This window comes from Marinimicrobium sp. LS-A18, from assembly GCF_000463525.1.
Lineage (GTDB): Bacteria > Pseudomonadota > Gammaproteobacteria > Pseudomonadales > Cellvibrionaceae > Marinimicrobium > Marinimicrobium koreense.
Window position 1 is genome coordinate 1,035,885 of sequence record NZ_AWEP01000006.1, and the last position, 22,318, is coordinate 1,058,202.

Here is a 22,318-nt window from a genome sequence, read left to right on the forward strand (position 1 = left end):
CGTCCGCGCGAGGGATCCGGAAGTGAGCGGTACGGCGCGGTCCAGCGGCTTTGATCCTAAAGCAGTTGATCTCACCGAGTCCAGCCCGGCCTTGATCAAAGTCACAAAAGTTGAAATTGACGACATCGTAGGGGAGCATCTTGCGATGAAAACCGCTACCCTAGAGGTGTCAAAAAACTGCTTGTAAAGTGGTCAACAAAACGGCTATGGTTAATATGACTATATGTCGATCGGTCTACAATAACAAATAATGGTTTGAATATGACGTCTACTGCTGCCAATAGCTTCAAAAACCGTTTCTTCCGGGTGGAGACGGGACTGGCGCTGCTGATCCTGCTGACGGTGGTCGCAATAGTGGCCGAGCGGCCCATTCTGGAAACCGGACTGGCGCTGGACGGTAGCGACGGAACCGTAGCCCACTACAGTGACGCCGCCGAGGGTGGCGATAGCCACTCAGACGTCATCGATCCCGCCGCCATGAGCTGGGAGTGCGAACTGGTCGACAGTGGTCGGTACATGTTCTGTGGTTTTGAGCTGATTTTGGACGAAGAGCGTCAAGATGGTCTGGATCTGCGTCAGTACGATCAGATCCGGTTCTGGATGGACTATGAGGGGCCGACCGAAACCATCCGCATGTACCTGAGAAACTACGATCCGCGCTATAGCAAACGCTACGTTAATGACAGCACGAAGTACAATCAGATCGAGTTTGATGCCGATCTGGCCAAAGGCGGCGCCTGGTTGGAATTTTCCATGGCGGATTTCTTTGTCGCCAACTGGTGGTTTCAGCGCTACCGTATTTCCCCGGATATGGCCCATCCGCAGTTCGACAACATCGTGGTGATCGAGGTACAGACCGGCTCTACCGGGATTCCTGGTGAGCACCGATTCACTCTGTCCCGCATCGAGCTGACGGGCCAGGTCATTTCCACCGAGCAGTGGTACCAGATTCTTGTGGCGGTCTGGCTGATGGCCGCACTGGCCTTTCTGGCGGTGCGCACCTGGCGGCTCAAACAGGAGTTGAGCTTGCGGCATGCCCGCGAACAGGAATTGCTGCAGGTCAATCAATTGCTGGATAGTCGCAGTCGAGCTCTGGAGGATAAAGCGAAAACGGACCCATTGACCGGGGCGTTCAACCGTCAGGGTATTGAAGAGGCGATTGCCCTGGGGTTGGTGGAGCGGCGCGAGGGTAAGCCCCTGTCGCTGATCATGGTGGACGTCGATCGCTTCAAACCGATAAATGATCATTACGGGCACGCGGTGGGCGATCAGGTGCTGACCGGGCTCTCTTCCCTGGTCAAACACAATATCCGTGGGACCGATCTCTTTGCCCGCTGGGGTGGTGAAGAGTTTGTGTTGGTCTGTCGCGATACCGAGCTGCGTGAAGCCGCCGGGTTGGCGGAAAAACTGCGGGCCCTGTTGGCGGAGGAAGAGTTCGAGCAGGTAGGGCGAATCACCGCCAGCTTCGGGGTCGCCACCTTACGCCAGGGCGAAACGCTGGATGAGATTTTCAATCGGGTGGATCAGGCGTTGTACAAAGCCAAAGAGTTTGGTCGCAACCGTGTGGAAGTATCCTGGTAGTTGGGTTACCACCAGGCTTTACCCCACATTTCCGGGTTGGCCCAGAAGCGCGGGTTGTTCCAATCCCGCTTGTGATTGTAATTGCTGATGTTATAGGTGTAGAGCGTCTGGCCTTGCCCCTCTTCCTCGATGCGGGCCTGGCGTCGGAAGCCCAGACCGATGAAATCGGTGAGGCTCCAGCCGGCACCGTCAGTGACCAGAACGCCAATCTGCCGGGTGCCGTAGTTGCGCAACTGACCGATGAGGGTTTGGCCGGCCGGGTGGCTCAGGTGTTCAAGGCTGTCGGTGACCAGGGCCAGGTCCTGAGTGCGGGGCAGGCTGAGGCCCTGTTCGGTATCGGCGGCATCCAGACAGGTCAGCTGACACTGGCCGTGGGTATCCTGCCAGCGCTGGGCAATGGCCTGAGCCTGCTCGCCAACGGCGACGATGGAGTCGGGCTCGCAGGCGTCAACGAGGGCGGCAATGGCTTGCGTGCTGGTCTTCATAGCGATGCGGCCTCGGGTCTATTGTGCGGTGTCGGATTGCACCCCGTGCGCTCCAATGCGTCGGACCGATCCGACCTATTGGAGCTCTTCCTGCAATTCTTCCATGAACAGCTCAATGCGTCGGGCGTTGGCGCCGACGTCGCTGCGGCCCAGGCGGGATTTGCTGCGGACGTCGACCCGGCTGCCGTTTTCATGGGGCTGAATACGGATTACCACGTCGTCTTTGAAGCCGAACCAGAGCGTGGTGTCGGTGGCTTCCACCCGGGCGCTGCCATCGTCGAGCTGTTCGGCGTCGGCCAGATCCCAGGCCTGACCTTCCACAACCGCTTGGGCCGCGTCGAACACGTCAGCCACGGGCTGCTCGACGATCAGGGGTTGCAGCTCAGGGTAGGCCTCACGTTGTTGTTTGGCCGTTTCCTCGCCAGCGTATTCCGCCGGGTTGGGGGCGTTTTTCCGCAAGGGCAGTATCGCCACAAACGCCGGCGGGTTGTCGAGGTCGGTGGTGATGTCGTGAATCGGGGGCACTGACTGGGCGGTCTGCCACTGGCTGAACGGCAGGTAAAAGCTGAACAGCCCCACCACGGCGGAAATCGCCAGGGCTGAGGTGAATCGTCCTTCGGGCTTCCGCCAGATCGCGTAGCCGATGATCAGCGGCACGCTGGCAATACCCACATAGGCACCCCAGCGCAGCAGGGTAAACGCCTGCCCGAGATCCAGCCAGCCATTGCGAAAGCTCGGGCCGGCGATAAACACCAGAAAAAGCGCCGCAAAGCCGCTTGAGAGTGCCACGATACCGAGTAGTTTTTTCATAGAACCGCCTTGTTGTAAGAGGTGTTGTCCGGATCAAAGACCACGTAAACTGTTCCGGTAAATACGGAGAGCCCCTATTTTCGATCACAAAGCGGATGGCGTCTATGGCTGTGTCCCCGGAACCCTCAGTACAGTTTAACCCCGAAGCCCGGATCAGAGTGGACCAGGTGGGTGCAGAGCGTCAACCCGTGGTCTGCATTGATGATTTTCTGTTGGGCGCCGGGGCGCTTCGCGAGGACGCGGTGGCGAAAAAGGGCTTCGACAACAACACCGGTTTTTACCCCGGCCTGCGCGCTGCGGCGCCGGGTAGCTACTATCAGGCATTGCAGAACAGCCTGCCGGGGCTGATTGAGCGCGTGTTCGGCATCCACTCCGGGCAGATTGCCAGCGTCGAGTGCTCCTACTCTCTGGTGACCACCCGGCCGGATGATTTGCACCCGGTGCAGCGTATCCCGCACTTTGATTCCAATCGGCCCACCGAGCTGGCCATGATTCATTTTCTGTGTGGCCCGGAGTTGGGCGGTACGTCGTTTTACCGCCACCGCGATACCGGTTTTGAATATGTGGACGCGGGCCGTCGGGAGTCTTTTCTGGGGGCGCTGGAAGCGGATGCCAAAGCCGGGCGTTTGCCACCACCGGGTTATATCAACGGCGATACCGATCAGTTCGAGCGCATTGCGTCTTATGAGGCGGCGTTCAACCGGCTACTGTTGTACCGGTGCACGAGTCTGCATTCGGGGAATATTGCGGCGGGGTCCGATTTTGACACCGACCCCGCGAAGGGCCGGTTGTCGATCAATACGTTTTTGTTGAATGGGTAACGGCGGATGCGCCTTCGGCTTATCCGCCCTACGGCCGAGCGCAGCGGTATAAATGCGCGTAGGGCGGATAAGCGCAGCGCATCCGCCGTCACCCAAGTCTGACGTTACAGCTCCAGGGTCACCAACGACTTCGCCGGCATCTCCACAATCAACTTACCTTTCTCTACCCGGGCGCCGTCAAAGCTGACCGGTACCAGGTTGTCGGGGTTGTCGAAGGTATTGTGGGCGTTCATCGCCTCGGCGGTCAGAATCCGGCCGGACTTCACGGCACTCACATCCATCCCTTTCAGATCGATCTCAATGGTGCGAGCCTCATGGGGGTCAATGTTGGTCAGGCTGATGTGGGTGCGGCCGTCTTTATCCCGCGACGCGGTGGCGCTCAGCGCCGGGAGGCTGTCCCCCTCGTAACGGTACTTGCCTTTGTTCAGCTTGATCGGCAGAGCCACCGCATCCCGATGTACCTTGTACATGTCGAACACATGGTAGGTCGGGGTCAGCAGCATTTTCTCACCATCGGTCAGAATCATCGCCTGCAGGACGTTCACGGTCTGGGCGATGTTGGCCATCTTCACCCGGTCCAGGTGCTGGTGGAAAATATCCAGCGTTACTGAGGCGGTCAGCGCGTCGCGCAGGGTGTTCTGCTGGTACAGGAAACCCGGGATGGAGCCTTCTTCCTGCTCGTGCCAGGTACCCCATTCGCCCACGATCAGCCACACACGCTTCTCGGGGTCGTGCTTGTCCATCATCTTCTTGTGACCGGTGATGATCTCGTCCATTTCGATGGCGCGGTCCATCAGCTCGAACCAGTCGCTCTCGTCAAAGTTGACGGCCTCCCCTTTCTTGGTGGTCCAGGAGCCCTGGATGGTGTAGTGGTGCAGGTCCAGCCCGTCGATCATATCGCCGGCGCGCTCCATGACCACATCGGTCCAGTTGTAGTCGGCCCCGGCGGCGCCAGCGGCGATGCGGAAGGGCTTTACGTTTTCATAGGGGTGCAGGAAGGTGGCAAAGCGCCGGTAGAGGTCGGCGTAATACTCGGGGCGCATGTTGCCGCCGCAACCCCAGCTTTCATTGCCCACGCCCCAGTATTCGACGTTCCAGGGTTCGGCGCGGCCATTCTCGGCGCGCAGCTTGGACATGGGGCTCTCGCCCGGGTGGTTGACGTACTGCCACCAGTTGGCCATGTCTTCCACGGTGCCGCTACCGACATTGCCCACCACGATGGGGTCGGTTTCCAGCTCGGCCACCAGTTCCATGAACTCGTGGGTGCCCACGGAGTTGTCTTCGGTCACCCCGCCCCAGAGGTTGTTCACCACCGAGGGACGCTGCTCTTTCGGGCCGATACCGTCCTGCCAGAAGTAGTAGTCGGCGAAGCAGCCGCCGGGCCAGCGCAGGTTGGGAATACCCAGGTCTTTCAGGGCATCGATCACATCATCGCGGATGATGTAGTCGCCGTTTTCATCCTGCTTCCAGAGGCCATCGTAGATGCCCCGGCCCAAGTGTTCGGCGAAGTGGCCGTAGATGTGTTTGCTGATGATGCCCGCGCTTTCGTCGGTATCGACAGACATTTTATGGGTGCTGGCGGCAACCGCTGGCATGGCCAGGGTGGCAGACAACAGGAAAGAGCTCAGGAGTTTCATAGGCTATCCCTTGGGCTATTGGTTATGGTCAGAGGGTTATAGTCAATCTGTAATAAAGTATCATACGACAAAAGGCCTTGGCGAGTCTTTACGGTCCTTTACACCCGGAGTCGCCCCCGGAATTCCGGGGCGTCGGGTTTTGTGTTTTACTGAATCTGTATCTGGTGGCCGATGCACTCCAGTGGCTCGACATGACTGCCGGGAATGAGCTTGTAGAAGTGGGTCGATGCGTCCTGGGCCCGGTGTTGCTTCAGGGCGAGGGACAGACAGTAATCATCGTCCAGTTCATAGTGGTGGAACTGCCAGTCGTGGGGGTCATCCTCCAGGCTGTCGTCAAATTCCGCTGTAATCAGGCCGTTGTTGTCGATGTGAAAGCGGGCCTTGTCCAGACCGTGGGCGATACCCAGCCCCCGGGCTTTCAGGTACGCCTCCTTGAGAGTCCAGAGCCGAAAGAAGTGCTCGCTTTGCCGGGGCTCGGGGAGGTTGGCCAGTTCCTCGGCCTCGGGTGCGGAAAAGAACCGCTCAGCCAGCTCGGTCAGGGGCTTCTGATGATGCCGAAGCTGCAGGTCCACACCAATCAGGTTGTCGACCGTAATCCCAATGGCCAGCCAGTCGCCACTGTGGCTGAGGTTGAAGCTCAGCTCGGACATGGGCGAATCGTCGCTCAGCCGGGGTTTACCGCGCTCACTGCGCTCAAATCGCCAGCGCTTGGGCGGAACACTGTCCGAGTATTGCGAGAGGCTGCTGCGCAACCCCGCACGGGTAATCAGTTGTTCGTCCCGCAGCTCGGGTCGGGAGTAGTGCGTCAGGCCGTCGAGCTCGTCCTCGCTCAACCACTGCTCAAAGGTGTCCCGCCGCTCATCCAGGTGAAGGCTGCGCTGGTCGATCAGCCAGAGGTGGACAATGTTGTGGGGCTGCAGAATCATAGACTCAATCCGTGGGTGGGTTACCTGTTAACGTTATAGGAGCCTAACACGGCAATAGCAACCGTTACCGGGGATAGAGCGTAATCCCCCGGGTAAAAATACCCAGTAATACCCCGAATCATCCATTTTGGAGGAAAGCATGATCAAATCTCGCGCTGCCGTGGCCTGGGGCCCCGGTAAACCACTGACCATTGAAGAAGTCGACGTGATGCCGCCCAAGGCCGGCGAAGTTCTGGTGCGGGTGGTCGCCTCCGGGGTGTGCCACACCGATGCGTTTACCCTCTCTGGGGAAGACCCGGAGGGCAACTGGCCGGCCATCCTGGGCCACGAAGGCGGCGGCATTGTGGAGCAGGTTGGTGAGGGCGTGACTGGCATCGCGGTGGGCGATCATGTCATTCCGCTCTACACTCCGGAGTGCGGGGAGTGCAAATTCTGCAAATCCGGAAAAACCAACCTGTGCGGCAAAATCCGGGCAACCCAGGGTAAAGGGGTCATGCCCGACGGCACCTCCCGGTTCTACAAAGACGGCCAGCCGATCCATCATTATATGGGGTGCTCGACCTTTTCCGAATACACCGTGCTGCCGGAAATTTCCCTGGCCAAGGTCAACAAGGAAGCCCCGCTGGAAGAGGTGTGTCTGCTCGGCTGCGGCGTGACCACCGGCATGGGCGCGGTGCTCAATACCGCCAAGGTGGAGCCGGATTCGACGGTGGCGATTTTTGGTCTCGGCGGCATTGGCCTGTCGGCCATCATCGGCTCGACCATGGCCAAGGCTGGGCGGATCATCGCCATCGATATCAACGAGCGGAAGTTCGAGCTGGCGAAAAAACTCGGTGCCACCGACTGCATTAACCCGAAAGAGTACGATAAGCCCATTCAGGAAGTGATTATTGATCTGACCGACGGCGGTGTGGATTACTCGTTCGAGTGTATCGGCAATGTGAACGTCATGCGCTCGGCGCTGGAGTGCTGCCACAAGGGCTGGGGTGAGTCGGTGATTATCGGGGTCGCCGGTGCCGGTCAGGAAATCAGTACCCGGCCGTTCCAGTTGGTCACCGGCCGGGTATGGCGCGGCTCCGCCTTTGGTGGTGTCAAAGGTCGCAGCGAGTTGCCGGGTATTGTCGAACAGTACATGCGCGGCGATTTCAAGCTGGATGACTTCATCACCCACACAATGCCGTTGGAAAAAATCAACGACGCCTTTGATCTGATGCACAAGGGCGAAAGCATCCGCAGCGTCATTCACTTTTAAGGAGCTTGATATGACATTGGAGCGGCTCAGTAGCAACAAGAGTTTCGGCGGTTGGAACCAGCAATACAGCCACGCCTCCGAGGTGCTCAGCTGCACCATGCGCTTTGCGATCTTTCTGCCGCCCCAGGCCGAGGAGCGCAAGGTGCCGGTGGTGTATTGGCTGTCGGGTTTGACCTGTACCGATGAAAACTTTATGCACAAAGCCGGCGCCCAGCGGGTCGCGGCCGAGCTGGGGGTGGCGATCGTCGCCCCCGACACCAGCCCTCGTGGCGAGGACGTGCCGGACGACCCCGAGGGCAGCTACGACTTCGGGTTGGGCGCGGGTTTTTATGTCAATGCCACCCAGGCGCCCTGGAAAACGCACTACCAGATGTACGACTACGTGGTGCACGAGTTGCCGCAGCTGATCGAGCGTGAGTTTCCGGTCACGGACCAGCGCGCTATCAGCGGTCACTCCATGGGGGGCCACGGCGCGCTGGTGGTGGGGCTGCGTAACCCCGAGCGGTATAGCTCCATCTCCGCCTTTGCCCCGATCAGCAGTCCGATCAATTGTCCCTGGGGACAGAAAGCCCTGGGGCGGTATTTGGGCGACGACGAGTCGACCTGGCGTGAATACGATGCAAGCGAGCTACTCAAAGACAGAGGCTGTGCGCTGCCCCTGTTGGTGGATCAGGGGGATGCGGACAACTTCCTGGCAGAGCAGTTGAAACCCGAAGCCTTGGAGGACGCTGCGGACGAAGCGGGCGCTCCGCTTACGATGCGGATGCAGCCGGGCTACGATCATAGCTACTTCTTCATTGCCAGCTTTATTGAAGATCACCTGCGCTTTCATGCACAGCTGTTTGATTAAGGTGCCAGGCCCTTGGGTGATGTGATCTATACGGTTGGCCAACTGCTTGGGTTGGTCAGCTATGGTTTGGGCGTCTACTGTTTTTTTCAGAAAGATGATCGCAAGCTGAAAGTGTTCATGTTTGTGCTGCAGTTCAATAACTGCCTGCACTTTGCGCTGATCGGCGCGCCAACGGCGGTATTGAGCTCATTTTTGTCGGTGGTGCGCACCGGGCTGTCTCTGAAAACCAGCTCCCGGCTGGTCGCTTGGCTGTTTATCGCCGTCAGTGTGGCGCTGGGATGGTGGCTGGTCGAAAAACCACTGGACTGGCTACCGGTGATTGGCGCCTGCATCGGCACCTACGCGCTGTTCTGCCTGACCGGTATTCAGATGCGCCTGGCCTTCCTGGTGGGCGCCTGTTTCTGGTTGGCAAACAACATCGCGGTCGGCTCGATTGGGGGCACCCTGCTGGAAGTGACGCTGATCAGTGTCAATTCCAGCACCATCATCCGCTTGTGGTTGGCGAAACGTCGGTAGCTCAGGAGTCGTGGTTCAAGGGTAAAACCGGGACTGCTCCTTCAGCGCGCGTTTGATCAGCTCCATCGGTAAGGGAGCATCGTCTATCGGCTCCAACTGAGTGCTCAGCATTTCCATTCCGCCCGACGGGTAACTCACCAGCTGGAGCTCCTCGGTCAGAAAGGCCGCGTTCATGTAACTGTGCGCGATACTCCACTTTTTGTGGTGAGGGGTATAGAGATGTTCACCGCTCGAATAGCTCTCGGTCGCACTTTCGGAACACCCGAGCACGTCGGTCAGTAGGGTGGGCGTGAGGTCGAAGTGCTCGGTCCGGTGTTCAACGACACTGGGCGCCTTGCCGGGCCAATGGATGACCAGTGGAACCTGGAGCTGATAGCGTGAAAAATTGCTGCCGTGACCCCAATAGTTCATCCCGTTGTCGTTAAATTCCTGACCATGATCCGAGGTGATGATAACGAGGGTGTCTTCCATTAGCTGGCGTTTTGACAGGTCGGCCAGAACCCGATGAATCTGGTCGTCGACAAAACGTACCGTGGTTTTGTAGACGTTGAAATAGGGTTCAGGGTCGAACTCATCGTCCAGCGCCAATTGATTTACGGACTCCCAGTAAGGTTCGATACGCGGGTAATCGGGCGGGACCTGATAGGAGTGCGGCGCATCGTAGAACAGGAACCCGAAAAAGGGTGAGCTGTTGTCATGGGACGAACGCCTGGCGAGAAAATTCAGCCAGTCTTGAGTGATCTGTTGATCGCGCTGCCAGGAGGTGTCCCCCGGTGTTTTCAGACGGAGTTCTTTAATGGATGAAAACACATTGCGGTCGAAGGCCGGGCTCACCAGCGTGGCCGAGCTCAGTATTTGGGATTGGTACCCGAGGGACTGCATGCGTTGAATCAATACCGGCGGCACCTGGTGGGCGGAAAACGCGTCCCAGTAGCTGGCCGGTAACCCGTAAAACAGGGTGAATATGCCCGGCTTGGTGGCGTTGCCATTGCTGTAGTGATCAGTGAATACCTGTGCCGACTCCGCAAAGCGGGTGGTGTTGGGCATCCAGCGCGGATCCAGCATATCCCAGCGCAGGGAGTCCACGGCAATAACCAGGATGTTGGGGAGCTGCTCGGGTGTCGTGCACTGGAGCGCTGCCGTTGGATAGTTCAGGGCACCCTGGCCATCGGGTGCACTCATTTGCTCGACCACCGAGGCTTCCCGTACGGCTTGAGGGTCAACCCAACCGTGGCGGGCAAAAAAGCGCTTGGCGGTAGCCGCGTGATAAAGCGGCAAGTGGCGCGCGACTCGGGTGATGCGATGATCGTAGTGGGCATCCGCCCAGGCATTCCAGCCGTGAGCCAGCAGCTGGCTGGTTACCAGTATGGCGAGAGGCACCCATAGATAGCGACGTGGCGTCAAAATCCAAAAGCGTCGAGCCAGACTCCATTGCAACAAAGCGAGCGCGACAATGGCGATGCCGCCCACCGCCCAGGTCTGCCAGGAAAATGAAAATATTTCGGTGCCACCGCCAACAATCAGTTCGAACACAAAACCCGACAGGTGAAAACGGAATTGGTGGTAAACCACGGTGTCGAGCAGCAGCAAAGCAACGCCAGCGGTGCCGATGATGATGGCCGTCGGACGCAATAATGACTGCGGCAGAATCAGTGTCAGCATGAGCAGCGGTAAACCAAACAGCCAGGCCAACAGGGAAAACTGGGCAATCATCGCCAGGGCGATGTAGAGTCCGGTGGCGGTGTCCGTCACGGTCATCCACGGCAGATAACGAAAACCGATCAGCAACGCAATCAGGCTGTTGGCGACAATAAACCAGCCCGCCCATCGGACGCGTTCGCGCAACGGACGGCGGTATCGGAAGAGGGATGGCACGTAAAGCTCCTTGCAGTATGTGGCGGTTTTCTTCAGGTGGGTCGTTTACAATTCAATCTAACAGAAAGCGCAGAATGTGATCGTAAAAAAGTGTATGGGGTTACGGCGGATGCGTGCTTCGCACTTATCCGCCCTACGCAACCTGCCGTGCCACCCGTAGGGCGGATAAGTGCGAAGCACGCATCCGCCGTTACCCAGCGTTAACCTTGCGACATACTCCAACCGCCCCCCATCGCTTTAAACAACGTCGCCGTCGCCGCCAGCCGGTCACTCATTGCCTGACTCAGCGCCAACTCCGCGTCGAGCAAACCGCGCTGTGCGTCCAGTAACTCATAAAAGCCGATACTCCCGGCGTCGTATTGCAACTCCGCCAGCTCAAGCGTTTCCTCGATCGCTTCGGCCTGGCGACGCACCGCCTCGACACGACGGTCGGAGGTTTGATAAAGGACTAATGCATCCCGGGCGTCACGAAAGCCATTGGTAATTGCCAACTGGTATTGCGCTTCGGCCTGGGCAAGTTGCGCCTCGGCGCTTTCGATCCGAGAACGGGTGCGACCAAAATCAAACAGCGGGCCGGCGAGGTTGGCGCCCACACTCCACATTTCCGCGGGCGCGGTGAACAGGTTGTCGCTGTCGAGCGCTACGCTGCCGCCCAACGCCTGGAGGTTGAGACTGGGAAAACGTTGGGCTTTGGCCACACCCACGCGGGCATTGGCCGCCACCAGGGCCTCTTCCGCCGCGCGAATATCCGGGCGACGTTGCAGCAACTCTGAGGGCAATACCGCCGGTACGCTGTCGGGCAACTCGATCTCGGTCAACTTGGCGTCGCCGAAATCCAGTTCACTCAACAACTCCCTGGGGGTGTACCCCACCAACATGGCCAGGGCGCTGCGCAACTCGTGTACGCGTTGCTCCTGCTGTGGCAGGCGGGCGCGGGTACTTTCCAGCGAGGCGCGCGCCTGGCGAATGCTCAGTGGGTTGCTCGCGCCACTTTCATAGCGCACTTCTTCCAAAACGAGTGTTTCCTCGCGCGTTCCCAGTGTTTCCCGGGTGATCGCCAGTTGCTGCTCGGCGGCGCGCAGGTTGAAGTAGGTGGTGACCACGTCGGTGATCAGGTTCAGGCGTACCGCTTCGGTGCCAAACACCGATTGCGCCAGCAGTGCGCTGGCCGCTTCGCGCTCGCGCGCCAGACGGCCCCAGAGGTCCAGCTCATAACTGAGCACACCGTTTACCGAGAACTGGTTGCGGATCTGGCCGCCGCCCAATTCGGGCGGCATGACGGCGGTCGAGCCCTGCTCCCGAGTGGCGTCGGCCTGGGCGTTGAGTGACGGCCAGCGATTGGCTTTGCTGAAGCCAAGTTCCGCGCGGGCCTGTTCGATCCTTTGGAGTTGCACTTGCAGCTCCAGGTTATCGTCCAAAGCGCGCTCGACCAGCGCATTCAGCGTGGCGTCGTCGAAGCGGGTCCACCACTGTTGCCAGTCGCCGGTGTCTTGCCCGAGCAACTCGTGCTCGGGCCACTGATCGGGCAGGTCCGGTGTCTGGGCCTGATAATCCGGGCCCAGGGCGCAGCCGCTGAGCAGAGCGATGGCGGCGGCCAATGAGGTGAATTTAAGCATTGTGCTCACCTCCGTTACGTTGTTTGCGGTTTTCATTCCAGGTCACCAGATCTTCCAATACTTTGTACGTCAGCGGTACGAACAGCAGCGCCAGCGAACTGGCCAGCACCATCCCGCCGACCACGACGGTACCGATCTCCTGGCGACTCGCGGCACCGGCACCGGTGGCGAAGACCAGGGGCAGCGAACCGATGATAAAGGTCGCGGCGGTCATGATGATGGCGCGGAAACGCTGCCGGGCGGCGGTCATGGCCGCTTCGGTGGAGCTCATGCCTTCACGGCGGTTCTGCGCGGCGAACTCGACAATCAGAATGGCGTTCTTCGCCGCCAGACCGATCAGCACCAGCAGGCCCACCTGGAAGTAAATGTCATTCGGGTAGCCGCGCAGCAGCGATGACAGTGCCGCCCCAAGAACCCCAAAGGGAATGGCGGTGGCCACGGCAATCGGCAGCGTCAGACGCTCGTACTGTGCGGCGAGAATCAGAAACACCATCAACAGCGCCATACCGAAGGCGGCGGTACCGGAACCGGCGGCGGCATCCAACTGGTAGGCCTCGCCGGTCCAGCCGATCTGAATGTTGGCGGTCTGACCGATGTCGTTCACCACCGCTTCCAGAGCGGTCTTGGCCTGGCCGGTGGTAAAGCCCGGCGCCGGGTCGGCCATCAGTTTGGCCGCCGGATAGATGTTGAATCGGTTGATGATGTCCGCCCCGGCGGTGCGCTCCAGTGTGACCAGTGAGCTCAGCGGAATCCGCTCGCCACTGTTAGAGCGCACGTAAATATGACGCAGGTCGTCGGCCTGGTTGCGGTACTCGCCCTCGGCCTGCATATTCACCCGCCACAGACGCCCCTGATAAGAGAAGTCGTTAATGTAGGAGGAGCCCATGGTCGCCTGCAGGGTGCTGAACACTTCGTTTACCGGCACGCCCATGGCCCGGGCTTTCTCCCGATCCACTTCGGCGTGGAAGCGCGGAATGCTGGTATCGAGCGTGCTGCGGGCGTTGGTCAGCTCCGGACGCGCATTGGCGGCAGCGATGACTTGTTGGGCCAGTTCGTTGATGCGTTTCGGATCGGAACTGTCCCGCACCTGCAGATAGCCTTCGACACCGCCGGTCAGCGATAGCCCCTGAATCGGCGGCGGGGTAAAGGCGATCACATTCGCTTCCTGAATACCCATGCCCATGCCGATCACCTTGCCGGCGATGTCGGAAGCGGCCTGGCCTTCCCCTTCCCGCTCATCCCAGGGAGCCAGGTTGATAAAGCCCGCCATGGCATTGCTGCGCAGGGAGCCCGCGACAATGTCGAAGCCGGCGAAGGAGGTGAACTCGTTCACTTCGTCCAGTGCAATCAGTTGTTTGGCCAAACGGTCCCGAACCTCTTCGGTGCGTCCGAGTGCGGAAGCCGGCGGCAGGTGAGCCACAGCGAGTGCCACGCCCTGGTCTTCCTGGGGCACCAGGCCCGAAGGCAGGCGGCTGATGGAGAACACCGTCAGAGCACAGAACACGGCCAGGAGGCCCAGCCCAACAATCCAATGCTTCACCAGCTTGCCCACCAGGTTGACGAAACCGTTGGTCAGGCGCTCAAAAGCGCTGTTGAAAATCTGGAAGGGTTTGCTGACATCGTGGGGCTCTTTATCCAGCAGCAGGGCGCACATGGCTGGCGTCAAGGTCAGCGCCACGACACCGGATACCACCACCGAGACCGCAATGGTCACCGCAAACTGTCGATACAGTTCACCACTGAGGCCGCCCAGGAAGGCCACCGGTGCGAACACCGCCACCAGTACCAGCGTGGACGAGATCACCGCTCCGGAAACCTGCTTCATGGTTTCGATGGAGGCATCGCGGGCTTTCATGCCCTGCTCGACAATCAAGCGCTCGACGTTTTCCATCACGATAATGGCGTTGTCCACCACGATCCCGATGGCCAGCACCAACCCGAACAGGGTCAACATATTTACCGAGAAACCCATCGCCTGCATGCCGGCGAAGGTGCCGATCAGTGAGACCGGAATGGCCGCCACGGGAATCAGGGTGGCGCGAATGTGCTGCAGGAACAGGAAGGTCACCAGGACCACCAGCACCACCGCGATCAGCAGCGTCAGGATCACCTCGTCGACCGATACCTGGACAAACTCCGTGGTGTCGTAGGGCACTTTGTAAGCCATGCCGGCGGGGAAGTTGTCAGCAATGTTTTCCAGGGCGGTGTGCACCCGCGCGGCGGTTTCCAGAGAGTTGGCGCCCGGTTGCAGGTAAATGCCCATGGGCACCGCCGCCTCACCGTTGTAAGTGGCGGAAAAGTCGTACCGCTCAGAGCCGAGTTCCACGCGCGCCACATCTTTCAGGCGCAGGCTGGCGCCCTGGCTGTCGGTGCGCAGTGCAATCTGTTCAAACTCCTCCGGTTCCACTAACTGGCCACGGGTTGAAACACTGAAGGTAAAGGCCTGATCCTCCGGGGAGGGTTCCGCCCCGATCCGTCCCGCCGCATACTGCGCGTTCTGATCCCGAATGGCGTTGGCGACCTCGGCGGTGGTCAGGTCGTATTCCGCCAGTTTGGCCGGGTCCAGCCAGATGCGCATGGAATAGTCCTGGGCACCAAACAGCGAAGCGTCGCCCACCCCCTCGAGGCGAACCAGTTCGTCCAGAACGTTCAGCAGCGCATAGTTACTGATGTCCAGCGTGCTCTGGCTGCCGTCCGGGGAGTGCAGCACCGCCACCATCAGGATGTTGGTCGAGCGCGATTCCACCCGCACACCCAGGTCTCGCACGATCTGGGGCAGGCGCGGCGTGGCGGCTTGTACCCGGTTGTTGACGTTGATCGCCGCCTGGTCCGGATCCGTGCCCATGGCAAAGGAAATGGACACCTGCAGGGTGCCGGCATCGGTGCTGGTGGACTCCATGTAAATCATGTCGTCCACACCGTTGATTTCCTGCTCCAGCGGGGCCGCGACCGATTCGGCCAAGACCTCGGCGCTGGCGCCGGGGTAGGTGGCGCTCACCACGACCTGGGGCGGAACCACGTTCGGATACTGCTCAACCGGGAGCACTCGCAGAGACACAATCCCCGCGATGATAATGATGATCGAAATGACCGACGCAAAAATCGGCCGGTCAATAAAGAAGCGCAACATCAATTAACCCTCCTGGTCGCTGGCGTTTTGGTCGGCGTTGGTGACTTGCACGGCGGCGCCGTCACTCAGTGCTACCTGACCATTGATCACCAGTTGGCTGCCGGCTTCGAGTCCCTCAAGGATGAGTTGGCGCCCATCGATTACCGGGCCCAGCTTTACGGCCTGGGCGGCGGCGGTGTTGTCTTCACCGATGGTGAACACTTGAGGGCCTTCCGGGCCCTGGCCCACGGCGGTGGGGTCCACCAGGATGGCGTTGTCGTAGTCCGCCAGAGCCAGGCGAATGCGCACAAACTGGCCGGGAATCAGCTCGCTGTCCGGGTTGGGGAAAACCGCGCGCATCTGCACGCTACCGGTCATCGGGTCGATACGACGATCGGCGAAATCCACTTGACCGGCGCGGGCATACTCACTGCCGTCGGGCAGCACCAGGCGGGCCTCTCGCTCGGAGTCGTCGTCCCGGAGCGCTTCACGGGCGACGCGCTGGGCGGTGGCGTCTTCCTCGGGCAGGGCGAAATAAATGTGCACCGGGTCGTGCTGAACGATATGGGTCAGAACGGTGCCGGCCTCTACCAGGTTGCCCTCGGTGAGCGCTTCCATACTGGTCAGGCCGGACACCGGCGCTTCCACCCGCGAGTAGCGCAACTGGCGACGGGCATTGCTCAGGGCGGACTCGGCCGCCTCCAGTCGAGCATTGGCGGCGCGGCTGTCGGCGCGGGCCTGATCGCGCTCGCGCTCACTGACCGCATTGCGCTCGAACAGACCTTTCACCCGCTCCCATTCGCGCTCGGCACGCAGTTGCTGAGCCTCGGCACTGGCCAGCTCGGCTTCGGCGGCTTTTACCGCGTCCTGATAGGTGTCGGGCTCGATCTGAAACAGCGTCTGCCCGGCTTCCACCGCCGTGCCTTCATCGTAATTGCGCGACTCCAGAATGCCGGACACCCGGGCGCGCACGCTCACTTCGGTGGCGCCGTGTACCCGGCCCGGGTACTCCACCTGATGTTGCGCGGCTTGCGCCTGCACTTCGGTGGTGGTCACCGGTGACGGTGGCCGCTCCTGCTGACCGCCCTGCTCGGAGCTACAGGCACTGACCAGCAGGGCAAGCGCGGAAAGGGCCAGGCCCCGGCGCAGTAATCCGGCGGACGGACGGGAAGTGGGGTACATCATGGTAATAAGCTCCGTTTGATAACAGCGTTAAACACAAAAAAGTAAAATGGGGGGGCACCAATAGCGGCGATCAGTGCTTGAGAATGCCGTGCAGGTAAATATCGAAAATCCGGTCAAAGCGCTCACTGAGCGGTCGGCGGGGCAGGGGGGTGTGGCTGAGCACCACCGCTCCGTGCATCATGTCCCCGCACACCTCCATCCACTCCTGGGCGTCGATATCGCGCACCGGGTGGCGCTCGGCGATGCGCTCGAACATGGCGACCCAGTCCTCACGCCCGGCGAGCATGTAGGAGAAGTACAGGGAGTTCTGGCATTCGGTGCGAAATTCCGCCCGTTCCTGGATAAACAGCTCAATCAGGTCCGGGTTCTTCTCGAAGTACAGCAGGTAGGCGCGCATGCCTTCGCGCAGCTGCTCCAGCGGATCCTCGGGCTGCTCGCGAGCGTGCTCAATGGAGGCCTTGAGGGTCTCCAGATTAAAGCGCAGGGCCTCGGTAAACAGCGCCTCCTTGGTGGGGAAGTAACGGTAGACCGTACCTTTCCCGACCCCGGCGGCATCCGCCACGGCCTGCATATCCGCCACCTGGTAGCCCCGCTCGGCAAAAATACGGGTGGCCACGGTCAGAATTTCTTCGCGCCGCTGCTCGGCGGATTTGTGCACGCGCTTGGGCTTTTCCGGGTCGGTCATAGGGCACTCACAAATGGGACGGACTGGTCAGTCCGTTAATGATACGAGCCAGCACGAATCCAGATCAATCAAAGGAGTGTCAATAAACGTTAAGTCAGGGAGGGAGAGAGTGGTGGGCCCAGCAGGGTGTAGCCGGGCGTTCGGGCGCAGATTTGGTGTTTCCGGCGGATCCGGCGAGGTGGCTTCTATCGGACAAATGGCTGTGTCGACCATTCAAGGCGCTTGAGTGCGCGGTTTGAGGTCTTATTGGCTCCTAAACAAAACAGAAGCGAATGAGGAGCGACTAAGTGCGCTGAAGTAACTGCTCAAGATAATTGCACTGGTGTGTATTACGGGTAAGACTGTGTTTAATCTTGAGTCCACAGTATTGGCTGAGGTTTTTCATGGAGTTTCACAAATCATATTCGTTTTGGATTGTTCTTGTCAGCCTTGTGGTAGCTTTAATTGGAGTCATTACGAGTGATGAAGACTGGATCTTCAGAGCGGTTGCGCTGGTAGGGATTCCTTTGTCGGTAGCTGAGATTTGTAAATTTTTCCAAGGGAAAGATATGTATATTACAGGTGTCGTCGCCCACCCAGATGAAAAGTTATACAGATTCGTTGCACTTTTTTTCAACGCAGTCTTACTGTTTGGAGTGTTGTTAGTGTTATATCAGTAATTACCCAACACCGGGCTCCGTTAACTCGGCCTAGTCCGCCTCACCAGCGGTCGATCCCTAGACCTTGTGAGTGATTGGCGGTAGCTGCTTCCTGCCCATGTCAACACCCGTCTATTCTTTCCGCGGTTGAGGGTGTGAGGGCGAAGCTCAGGCAGGAGATAGAGAGCAGCCAACCTAGCTCTCGGGAGGCTCCCACAGGGGATACTTGGCGGTTGGTAGCGAATGAGGCGGCTTCAACGTCCACAAACGTAACCTCTCAACCAGCGCTGTCAGGGAGCTTTTCTTCCGTGATGTGCAGCGAGAATTGGAGGGGCGCCAGCGGCACAGACCGAGACTGTCTCGAGTGCGCAACTCATTTATACGCCAACTTAATGTCGGTTAGAGGTTAATCGGGGGCGCCTGCTGGCGCTTGTGAGGGAGAGGCTTAACCCAACGCGATCGGTTGGTTGCGGTGGCCCTATGGGGGCTCCGGCGGAGGAATAAAGGCTGTAGCCCGCGCCAGCACTGGCTTCGGGTCGTAGTGTAGTGTGTTTTTCGGGGTGGCCAAAATAGCTGTACTAGTACACCATAGTTTGGCCAAAGTGGCCAAGTTATGGTGTCAAGAACAAGGATCAGCACTCCCGTAAGGGAGTGGTGGGCCCAGCAGGACTTGAACCTGCGACCAATCGATTATGAGTCGACTGCTCTAACCAACTGAGCTATGGGCCCGAAAGGGAGGCGGGCATTATAAAGACAAGGGGCGAGTGTGACCAGCCCAAAGCGGGTCGTTTGATCTGCTTGTAGAGCCGGGACGGATACTGTGCTACAAATAAAGAAGACGAATGAACTGGCGGCGGTATCCTCCAGTCCAAGAACGGACCGCGCAGGTGCAGCCTGCGGGCATTAACCAGAAAGGTGGGAATATGGCGAACGATGAGCATTCAACACCGGAAGCACAGCCGGGTAATCGAAAGCCCACCGCGACTATCGCCCTGGTCGTTATTGTCGTGGTGGTGATTGTGGCTCTGAGCCTGTACTTGTTTGGTCGGGAAGATGAGCCGGAACCGACACCGGAGCCGGCCCCTCCGGTTCAGCAGCCCGAGCCGGAGCCTGAGCCAGCGCCCGAACCGGAACCTGAGTCGGCGCCTGAACCCGAGCCGGAACCTGAGCCCGAGCCGGAACCGCTGCCGGAGCTGGATCAGAGCGATGAGCCAGCGCTCAATGAGCTGGAAGAAGCCACCGGCAATGACGACGTCGAGCGTCTGCTGGTCAACGAAGAGTTGATCCGCAAGGTGGTACGTGCCGCGGCGGCCGCCCGTGATGGCAAAGTGGTGCATGAATATCGCCCGGTGGTATCGCCACCGCCGCCCCTGGCCGTGGCGAAGGTCGGTGAAGCCCGTACCGACGCCGAGCAGGAATATCGACTGCTGGAAGAGAACTTTCAGCGCTATGATGCCTACGTTGCGCTCTTGACCGAGAGCGACCCAGAGCAGGTGGCAGGCTGGTATCAGCGCTACCGCCCCTTGCTGGAGGAGGCGTTTGATGAGCATGGCGTCAATAATGGAACCTTCCACGAGGTCGTGCTCAACACCATCGATGAGCTGTTGGAGGCGCCGGAGCCCCCCGGCGACATTCGTCTGCACCGGCCCAAAGTCTTCTACGAGTACCGGGACCCCGAGCTGGAAGCGCTGACGGACTTGCAGAAGTTGATGATTCGCATGGGGCCGGAGCATCACCGGGCCGTCAAACAGGCTCTGCGGGCCCTGCGCGATGAACTGGAGGCGCTGCCGGAGTCTGAGTGACCGGCTGGGCATGTTGGAAGAGCGGACCGGGCCGATGTCGCATCGGCCCGGTTTTTTTGTGGTCAGGGAAGGCAAAAAATTTGTTTGACAACGTTGTCCCGAGCAATTACAGTGAGTCTTCCAGTATTGTTCGCTGGAACTCTCTCTCACCTCTTGCGGGGTCGGCGGCGAAGCCCGCCCCCGCTTTTTTCAGCGGTGGGTTGTGATACAGAATAAGAGGTTGTTTTATGGTCAGTGCCCCAACCAATGAGCACTACTTTCTGGGAATTGATGGTGGCGGCAGCAAGTGCAAAGCCAGCATAGCGGACGCCAGTGGGCGGGTCCTTGGCAGTGCTCTGGCGGGGCCGGCCAACCCCCTGCACGGCGTTGAGCAGACGTTGCAATCCATCGAGAGTGCGGCGCGCCGCGCGCTGAGCGATGCTGGCCTGCCGACTGAAACCCTCGGCCGTCTGGTGGCGGGCGCGGGGCTGGCGGGGGTGAATCTGCCCAGTCTATATCGGGTCATCAGTGATTGGCCCCACCCCTTTGCGGCGCTTCATCTGACCACGGATTTGCGTATTGCCCTGCTCGGTGCTCATCAGCAAGACGAGGGGGCGGTCATCGTCACCGGGACCGGTTCTTGCGGTTATGTCCGCACCGCCGGCGTGGATCACCTGTTGGGTGGGCACGGCTTTCCCTATGGCGATCAGGGAAGTGGCGCCTGGATGGGGCTGGAAGCGATCAAGGCGGTCCTGCTGGCGTCCGATGATCTCGGGCCAAAAACCCAGTTGATCGAGAGTGTGGCGGAGCTGCTGCAGGCGCGGGGCCTGGCGATTGTCGAGCGGATGTCCGGCAAACCATCCAGTGACTACGCCCGCCTGGCGCCGCTGGTGTTTGATGCCGCCGAGGCCGACGATCCGGTGGCGCTGGATATTCTTCGCAGCGGCGCGCACTACATCAGCGCCATGGCGCGCAAGCTGCTGGCGTATCAGCCGCCGCGGCTGTCACTGATCGGGGGGATGGCCGAGCGTCTGGAGACCTGGCTGGATCGGGATGTGGCCGAGCAATTATCCCGCCCCCTCGGGCCACCGGAAGCGGGAGCGCTGTTGTTCGCGCGCCAGCAGAACACCCTGGCCGACACCGCCTGAACGCCATCAACACAATACGATAACAATTCTGAACGTCGATTCGCGAGGCTGCTATGACCACTGACACCACTGCCCGGGCTCCGGCCACTTCCAGTGCCCTCATTCCGATGACCATTATCGGGGTGCTGTTTTTCGTGTTTGGCTTTGTCACCTGGCTGAACGGCGCACTGATTCCCTTTCTGAAAATCGTCTGTGAGCTCAATGAGTTTCAGGCGCTGTTTGTCACCTTTGCGTTTTATATCGCCTATACCGTCATGGCGCTGCCCGCCGCGTTGGTATTGCGCCGCACCGGGTACAAGACCGGGATGGTCATCGGGTTGGCGGTGATGGCGGTGGGCTCGCTGGTGTTCATTCCCGCCGCCCAGTCCAGTCACTATGCCGTGTTTTTGTTGGCGCTGTTTATTCTGGGCACCGGGTTGACCTTGCTGCAGACGGCCGCCAATCCCTACATTGTGTGTATTGGGCCGCGCGAGAGTGCCGCCATGCGGATGAGCATCATGGGGCTGTTGAACAAGGCTGCCGGTGTGGTGGCTCCGGTGGTGTTTACGCTCTGGGTACTGACCGGCATGGACCAGTTCGACGAGGATGTGCTGTTGGCGTTGAGTGCCGAGGCGCGTGCGGAACGCTTGGCGGAGCTCTCGAATCGCCTCGTGGTGCCCTATCTGTATATGGCCGGAGCGCTGCTGGCCTTGATGCTGTTTGTGCAGTTCTCATCCCTGCCGGAGTTGAACGTCGACGCCGAAAGTGACGATGAGGCCGGCGATAAGTTGGGCATCCTCAATCATCCCCAGGCGATTCTGGGTGCGATCGCGCTGTTCATGTACGTCGGGGTGGAAGTGATCGCCGGCGATACGATCGGGCTCTATGGGCGGCGAATGGATGTGGCCCACTTCGGTTCACTGACGGCCTATACCATGACGTTTATGGTCATCGGGTATGTGGTCGGCGTGCTGTGCATTCCCCGTTTTCTGAGTCAGGCCAGGGCGCTGGCCGGGTCCGCCATTTTCGGGGTGCTGTTTACCGTGGGAGTGTTGACCGGTTCTGGCGATAGCGATTGGATTGCCTCGGTGTTGTTCGGTTGGCTTGGGATTCCCACGGTACCCAACACGGTCATGTTCCTGGCGCTGCTGGGGCTGGCCAATGCCTTGTGCTGGCCGGCGATCTGGCCCCTGTCGCTGGCGGATCTGGGTAAGTACACCAGTGTCGGCTCGGCGCTGTTGATCATGGGGATTGCCGGCGGTGCGGTGATCCCGCTTCTGTACGGCCATTTTGCGGAAAGCACCAGCAATCAGGCGGCCTACTGGGTCATGCTCCCCTGCTACGCCTACATTCTGTTTTATGCCCTGAAAGGGCACAAGCTGCGCCGCTGGAAATCCTGAGCGGCGCTTCCTCCTCTCCTCTGC

The 22,318-nt window shown here is 59.8% G+C and carries 18 protein-coding genes and 1 tRNA gene; 9 read left to right on the top strand and 10 right to left on the bottom strand.

All coding sequences use genetic code 11. The features are described 5' to 3' along the window. Window positions 1–261 precede the first annotated feature (261 nt). Window positions 262–1,581, top strand: a complete 1,320-nt coding sequence (locus N645_RS0115480; RefSeq protein WP_024462422.1) for a GGDEF domain-containing protein — start codon at window positions 262–264, stop codon at window positions 1,579–1,581. A gap of 5 nt (window positions 1,582–1,586) precedes the next feature. Here the strand turns inward: N645_RS0115480 and N645_RS0115485 are convergent, their stop codons facing one another. Together N645_RS0115485 and N645_RS0115490 are read right to left on the bottom strand one after the other, a co-directional pair. Further along, window positions 1,587–2,066: a DUF6231 family protein gene (locus N645_RS0115485; protein ID WP_024462423.1), complete on the bottom strand. Its 480-nt coding sequence runs from the start codon at window positions 2,064–2,066 to the stop codon at window positions 1,587–1,589. 75 nt (window positions 2,067–2,141) lie between these two features. Further along, window positions 2,142–2,876, bottom strand: a complete 735-nt coding sequence (locus N645_RS0115490; protein WP_024462424.1) for a DUF1499 domain-containing protein — start codon at window positions 2,874–2,876, stop codon at window positions 2,142–2,144. A gap of 104 nt (window positions 2,877–2,980) precedes the next feature. On the opposite strand from N645_RS0115490, the gene N645_RS0115495 reads away from it, so the two are divergent. Beyond that, entirely contained in the window at window positions 2,981–3,697 is a 717-nt protein-coding gene (locus tag N645_RS0115495; RefSeq protein ID WP_024462425.1) for a DUF6445 family protein, read from the top strand. A gap of 104 nt (window positions 3,698–3,801) precedes the next feature. Here the strand turns inward: N645_RS0115495 and N645_RS0115500 are convergent, their stop codons facing one another. Together N645_RS0115500 and N645_RS17635 are read right to left on the bottom strand one after the other, a co-directional pair. After that, window positions 3,802–5,334, bottom strand: a complete 1,533-nt coding sequence (locus N645_RS0115500) for an alpha-N-arabinofuranosidase (protein ID WP_024462426.1) — start codon at window positions 5,332–5,334, stop codon at window positions 3,802–3,804. A 146-nt stretch (window positions 5,335–5,480) separates the two neighbouring features. Beyond that, window positions 5,481–6,260 carry a 4'-phosphopantetheinyl transferase superfamily protein gene (locus tag N645_RS17635; protein WP_024462427.1) on the bottom strand — a complete coding sequence of 260 codons (780 nt, stop codon included), beginning with the start codon at window positions 6,258–6,260 and terminating at the stop codon, window positions 5,481–5,483. A 139-nt stretch (window positions 6,261–6,399) separates the two neighbouring features. Between N645_RS17635 and N645_RS0115510 the strand changes: the two genes are divergently transcribed. From N645_RS0115510 to N645_RS0115520, 3 genes are read left to right on the top strand one after another with little or no spacing between them, the layout of a single operon-like run. Then, on the top strand, window positions 6,400–7,512 hold the full coding sequence (locus tag N645_RS0115510; RefSeq protein WP_036161491.1) for an S-(hydroxymethyl)glutathione dehydrogenase/class III alcohol dehydrogenase: 1,113 nt from the start codon (window positions 6,400–6,402) through the stop codon (window positions 7,510–7,512). Between the two features lie 10 nt (window positions 7,513–7,522). After that, on the top strand, window positions 7,523–8,362 hold the full coding sequence (fghA, locus tag N645_RS0115515) for an S-formylglutathione hydrolase (RefSeq protein WP_024462429.1): 840 nt from the start codon (window positions 7,523–7,525) through the stop codon (window positions 8,360–8,362). 21 nt (window positions 8,363–8,383) lie between these two features. Beyond that, the gene (locus N645_RS0115520; protein WP_036162001.1) at window positions 8,384–8,878 is read left to right on the top strand and encodes a YgjV family protein; all 495 of its coding nucleotides are present in this window, start codon (window positions 8,384–8,386) and stop codon (window positions 8,876–8,878) included. Between the two features lie 15 nt (window positions 8,879–8,893). Here N645_RS0115520 and N645_RS0115525 read toward each other — a convergent pair whose 3' ends face one another. The 5 genes from N645_RS0115525 to N645_RS0115545 all read right to left on the bottom strand — a co-directional run bounded on the left by N645_RS0115525 (window position 8,894) and on the right by N645_RS0115545 (window position 17,348). Then, window positions 8,894–10,753, bottom strand: a complete 1,860-nt coding sequence (locus tag N645_RS0115525) for a DUF3413 domain-containing protein (RefSeq protein ID WP_036161493.1) — start codon at window positions 10,751–10,753, stop codon at window positions 8,894–8,896. 200 nt (window positions 10,754–10,953) lie between these two features. Continuing rightward, entirely contained in the window at window positions 10,954–12,369 is a 1,416-nt protein-coding gene (locus N645_RS0115530; RefSeq protein ID WP_024462432.1) for an efflux transporter outer membrane subunit, read from the bottom strand. Then, on the bottom strand, window positions 12,362–15,499 hold the full coding sequence (locus tag N645_RS0115535) for an efflux RND transporter permease subunit (RefSeq protein WP_024462433.1): 3,138 nt from the start codon (window positions 15,497–15,499) through the stop codon (window positions 12,362–12,364). The genes N645_RS0115530 and N645_RS0115535 overlap by 8 nt, the downstream gene beginning before the upstream one ends. A gap of 3 nt (window positions 15,500–15,502) precedes the next feature. Next, complete coding sequence (locus N645_RS0115540; RefSeq protein ID WP_202960808.1) at window positions 15,503–16,663, bottom strand: efflux RND transporter periplasmic adaptor subunit; 1,161 nt, start codon at window positions 16,661–16,663, stop codon at window positions 15,503–15,505. 70 nt (window positions 16,664–16,733) lie between these two features. Continuing rightward, complete coding sequence (locus tag N645_RS0115545) at window positions 16,734–17,348, bottom strand: TetR/AcrR family transcriptional regulator (RefSeq protein WP_024462435.1); 615 nt, start codon at window positions 17,346–17,348, stop codon at window positions 16,734–16,736. Window positions 17,349–17,731: 383 nt separating this feature from the next. Here N645_RS0115545 and N645_RS0115550 point away from each other — a divergent pair, with 383 nt between their 5' ends. Then, window positions 17,732–18,007, top strand: coding sequence for a hypothetical protein (locus tag N645_RS0115550; RefSeq protein WP_024462436.1), 276 nt, complete (start codon window positions 17,732–17,734; stop codon window positions 18,005–18,007). Between the two features lie 631 nt (window positions 18,008–18,638). Here the strand turns inward: N645_RS0115550 and N645_RS0115555 are convergent. Next, window positions 18,639–18,715, bottom strand: a tRNA-Ile gene (locus N645_RS0115555). Window positions 18,716–18,909: 194 nt separating this feature from the next. Here N645_RS0115555 and N645_RS0115560 point away from each other — a divergent pair. From N645_RS0115560 to N645_RS0115570, 3 genes are all read left to right on the top strand, one after another. Next, complete coding sequence (locus N645_RS0115560; RefSeq protein WP_036162003.1) at window positions 18,910–19,788, top strand: DUF3014 domain-containing protein; 879 nt, start codon at window positions 18,910–18,912, stop codon at window positions 19,786–19,788. 227 nt (window positions 19,789–20,015) lie between these two features. Beyond that, window positions 20,016–20,915: an N-acetylglucosamine kinase gene (gene nagK / locus N645_RS0115565; protein WP_024462438.1), complete on the top strand. Its 900-nt coding sequence runs from the start codon at window positions 20,016–20,018 to the stop codon at window positions 20,913–20,915. Window positions 20,916–20,953: 38 nt separating this feature from the next. Continuing rightward, window positions 20,954–22,294: a sugar MFS transporter gene (locus N645_RS0115570; RefSeq protein WP_369755732.1), complete on the top strand. Its 1,341-nt coding sequence runs from the start codon at window positions 20,954–20,956 to the stop codon at window positions 22,292–22,294. Window positions 22,295–22,318 lie beyond the last annotated feature (24 nt).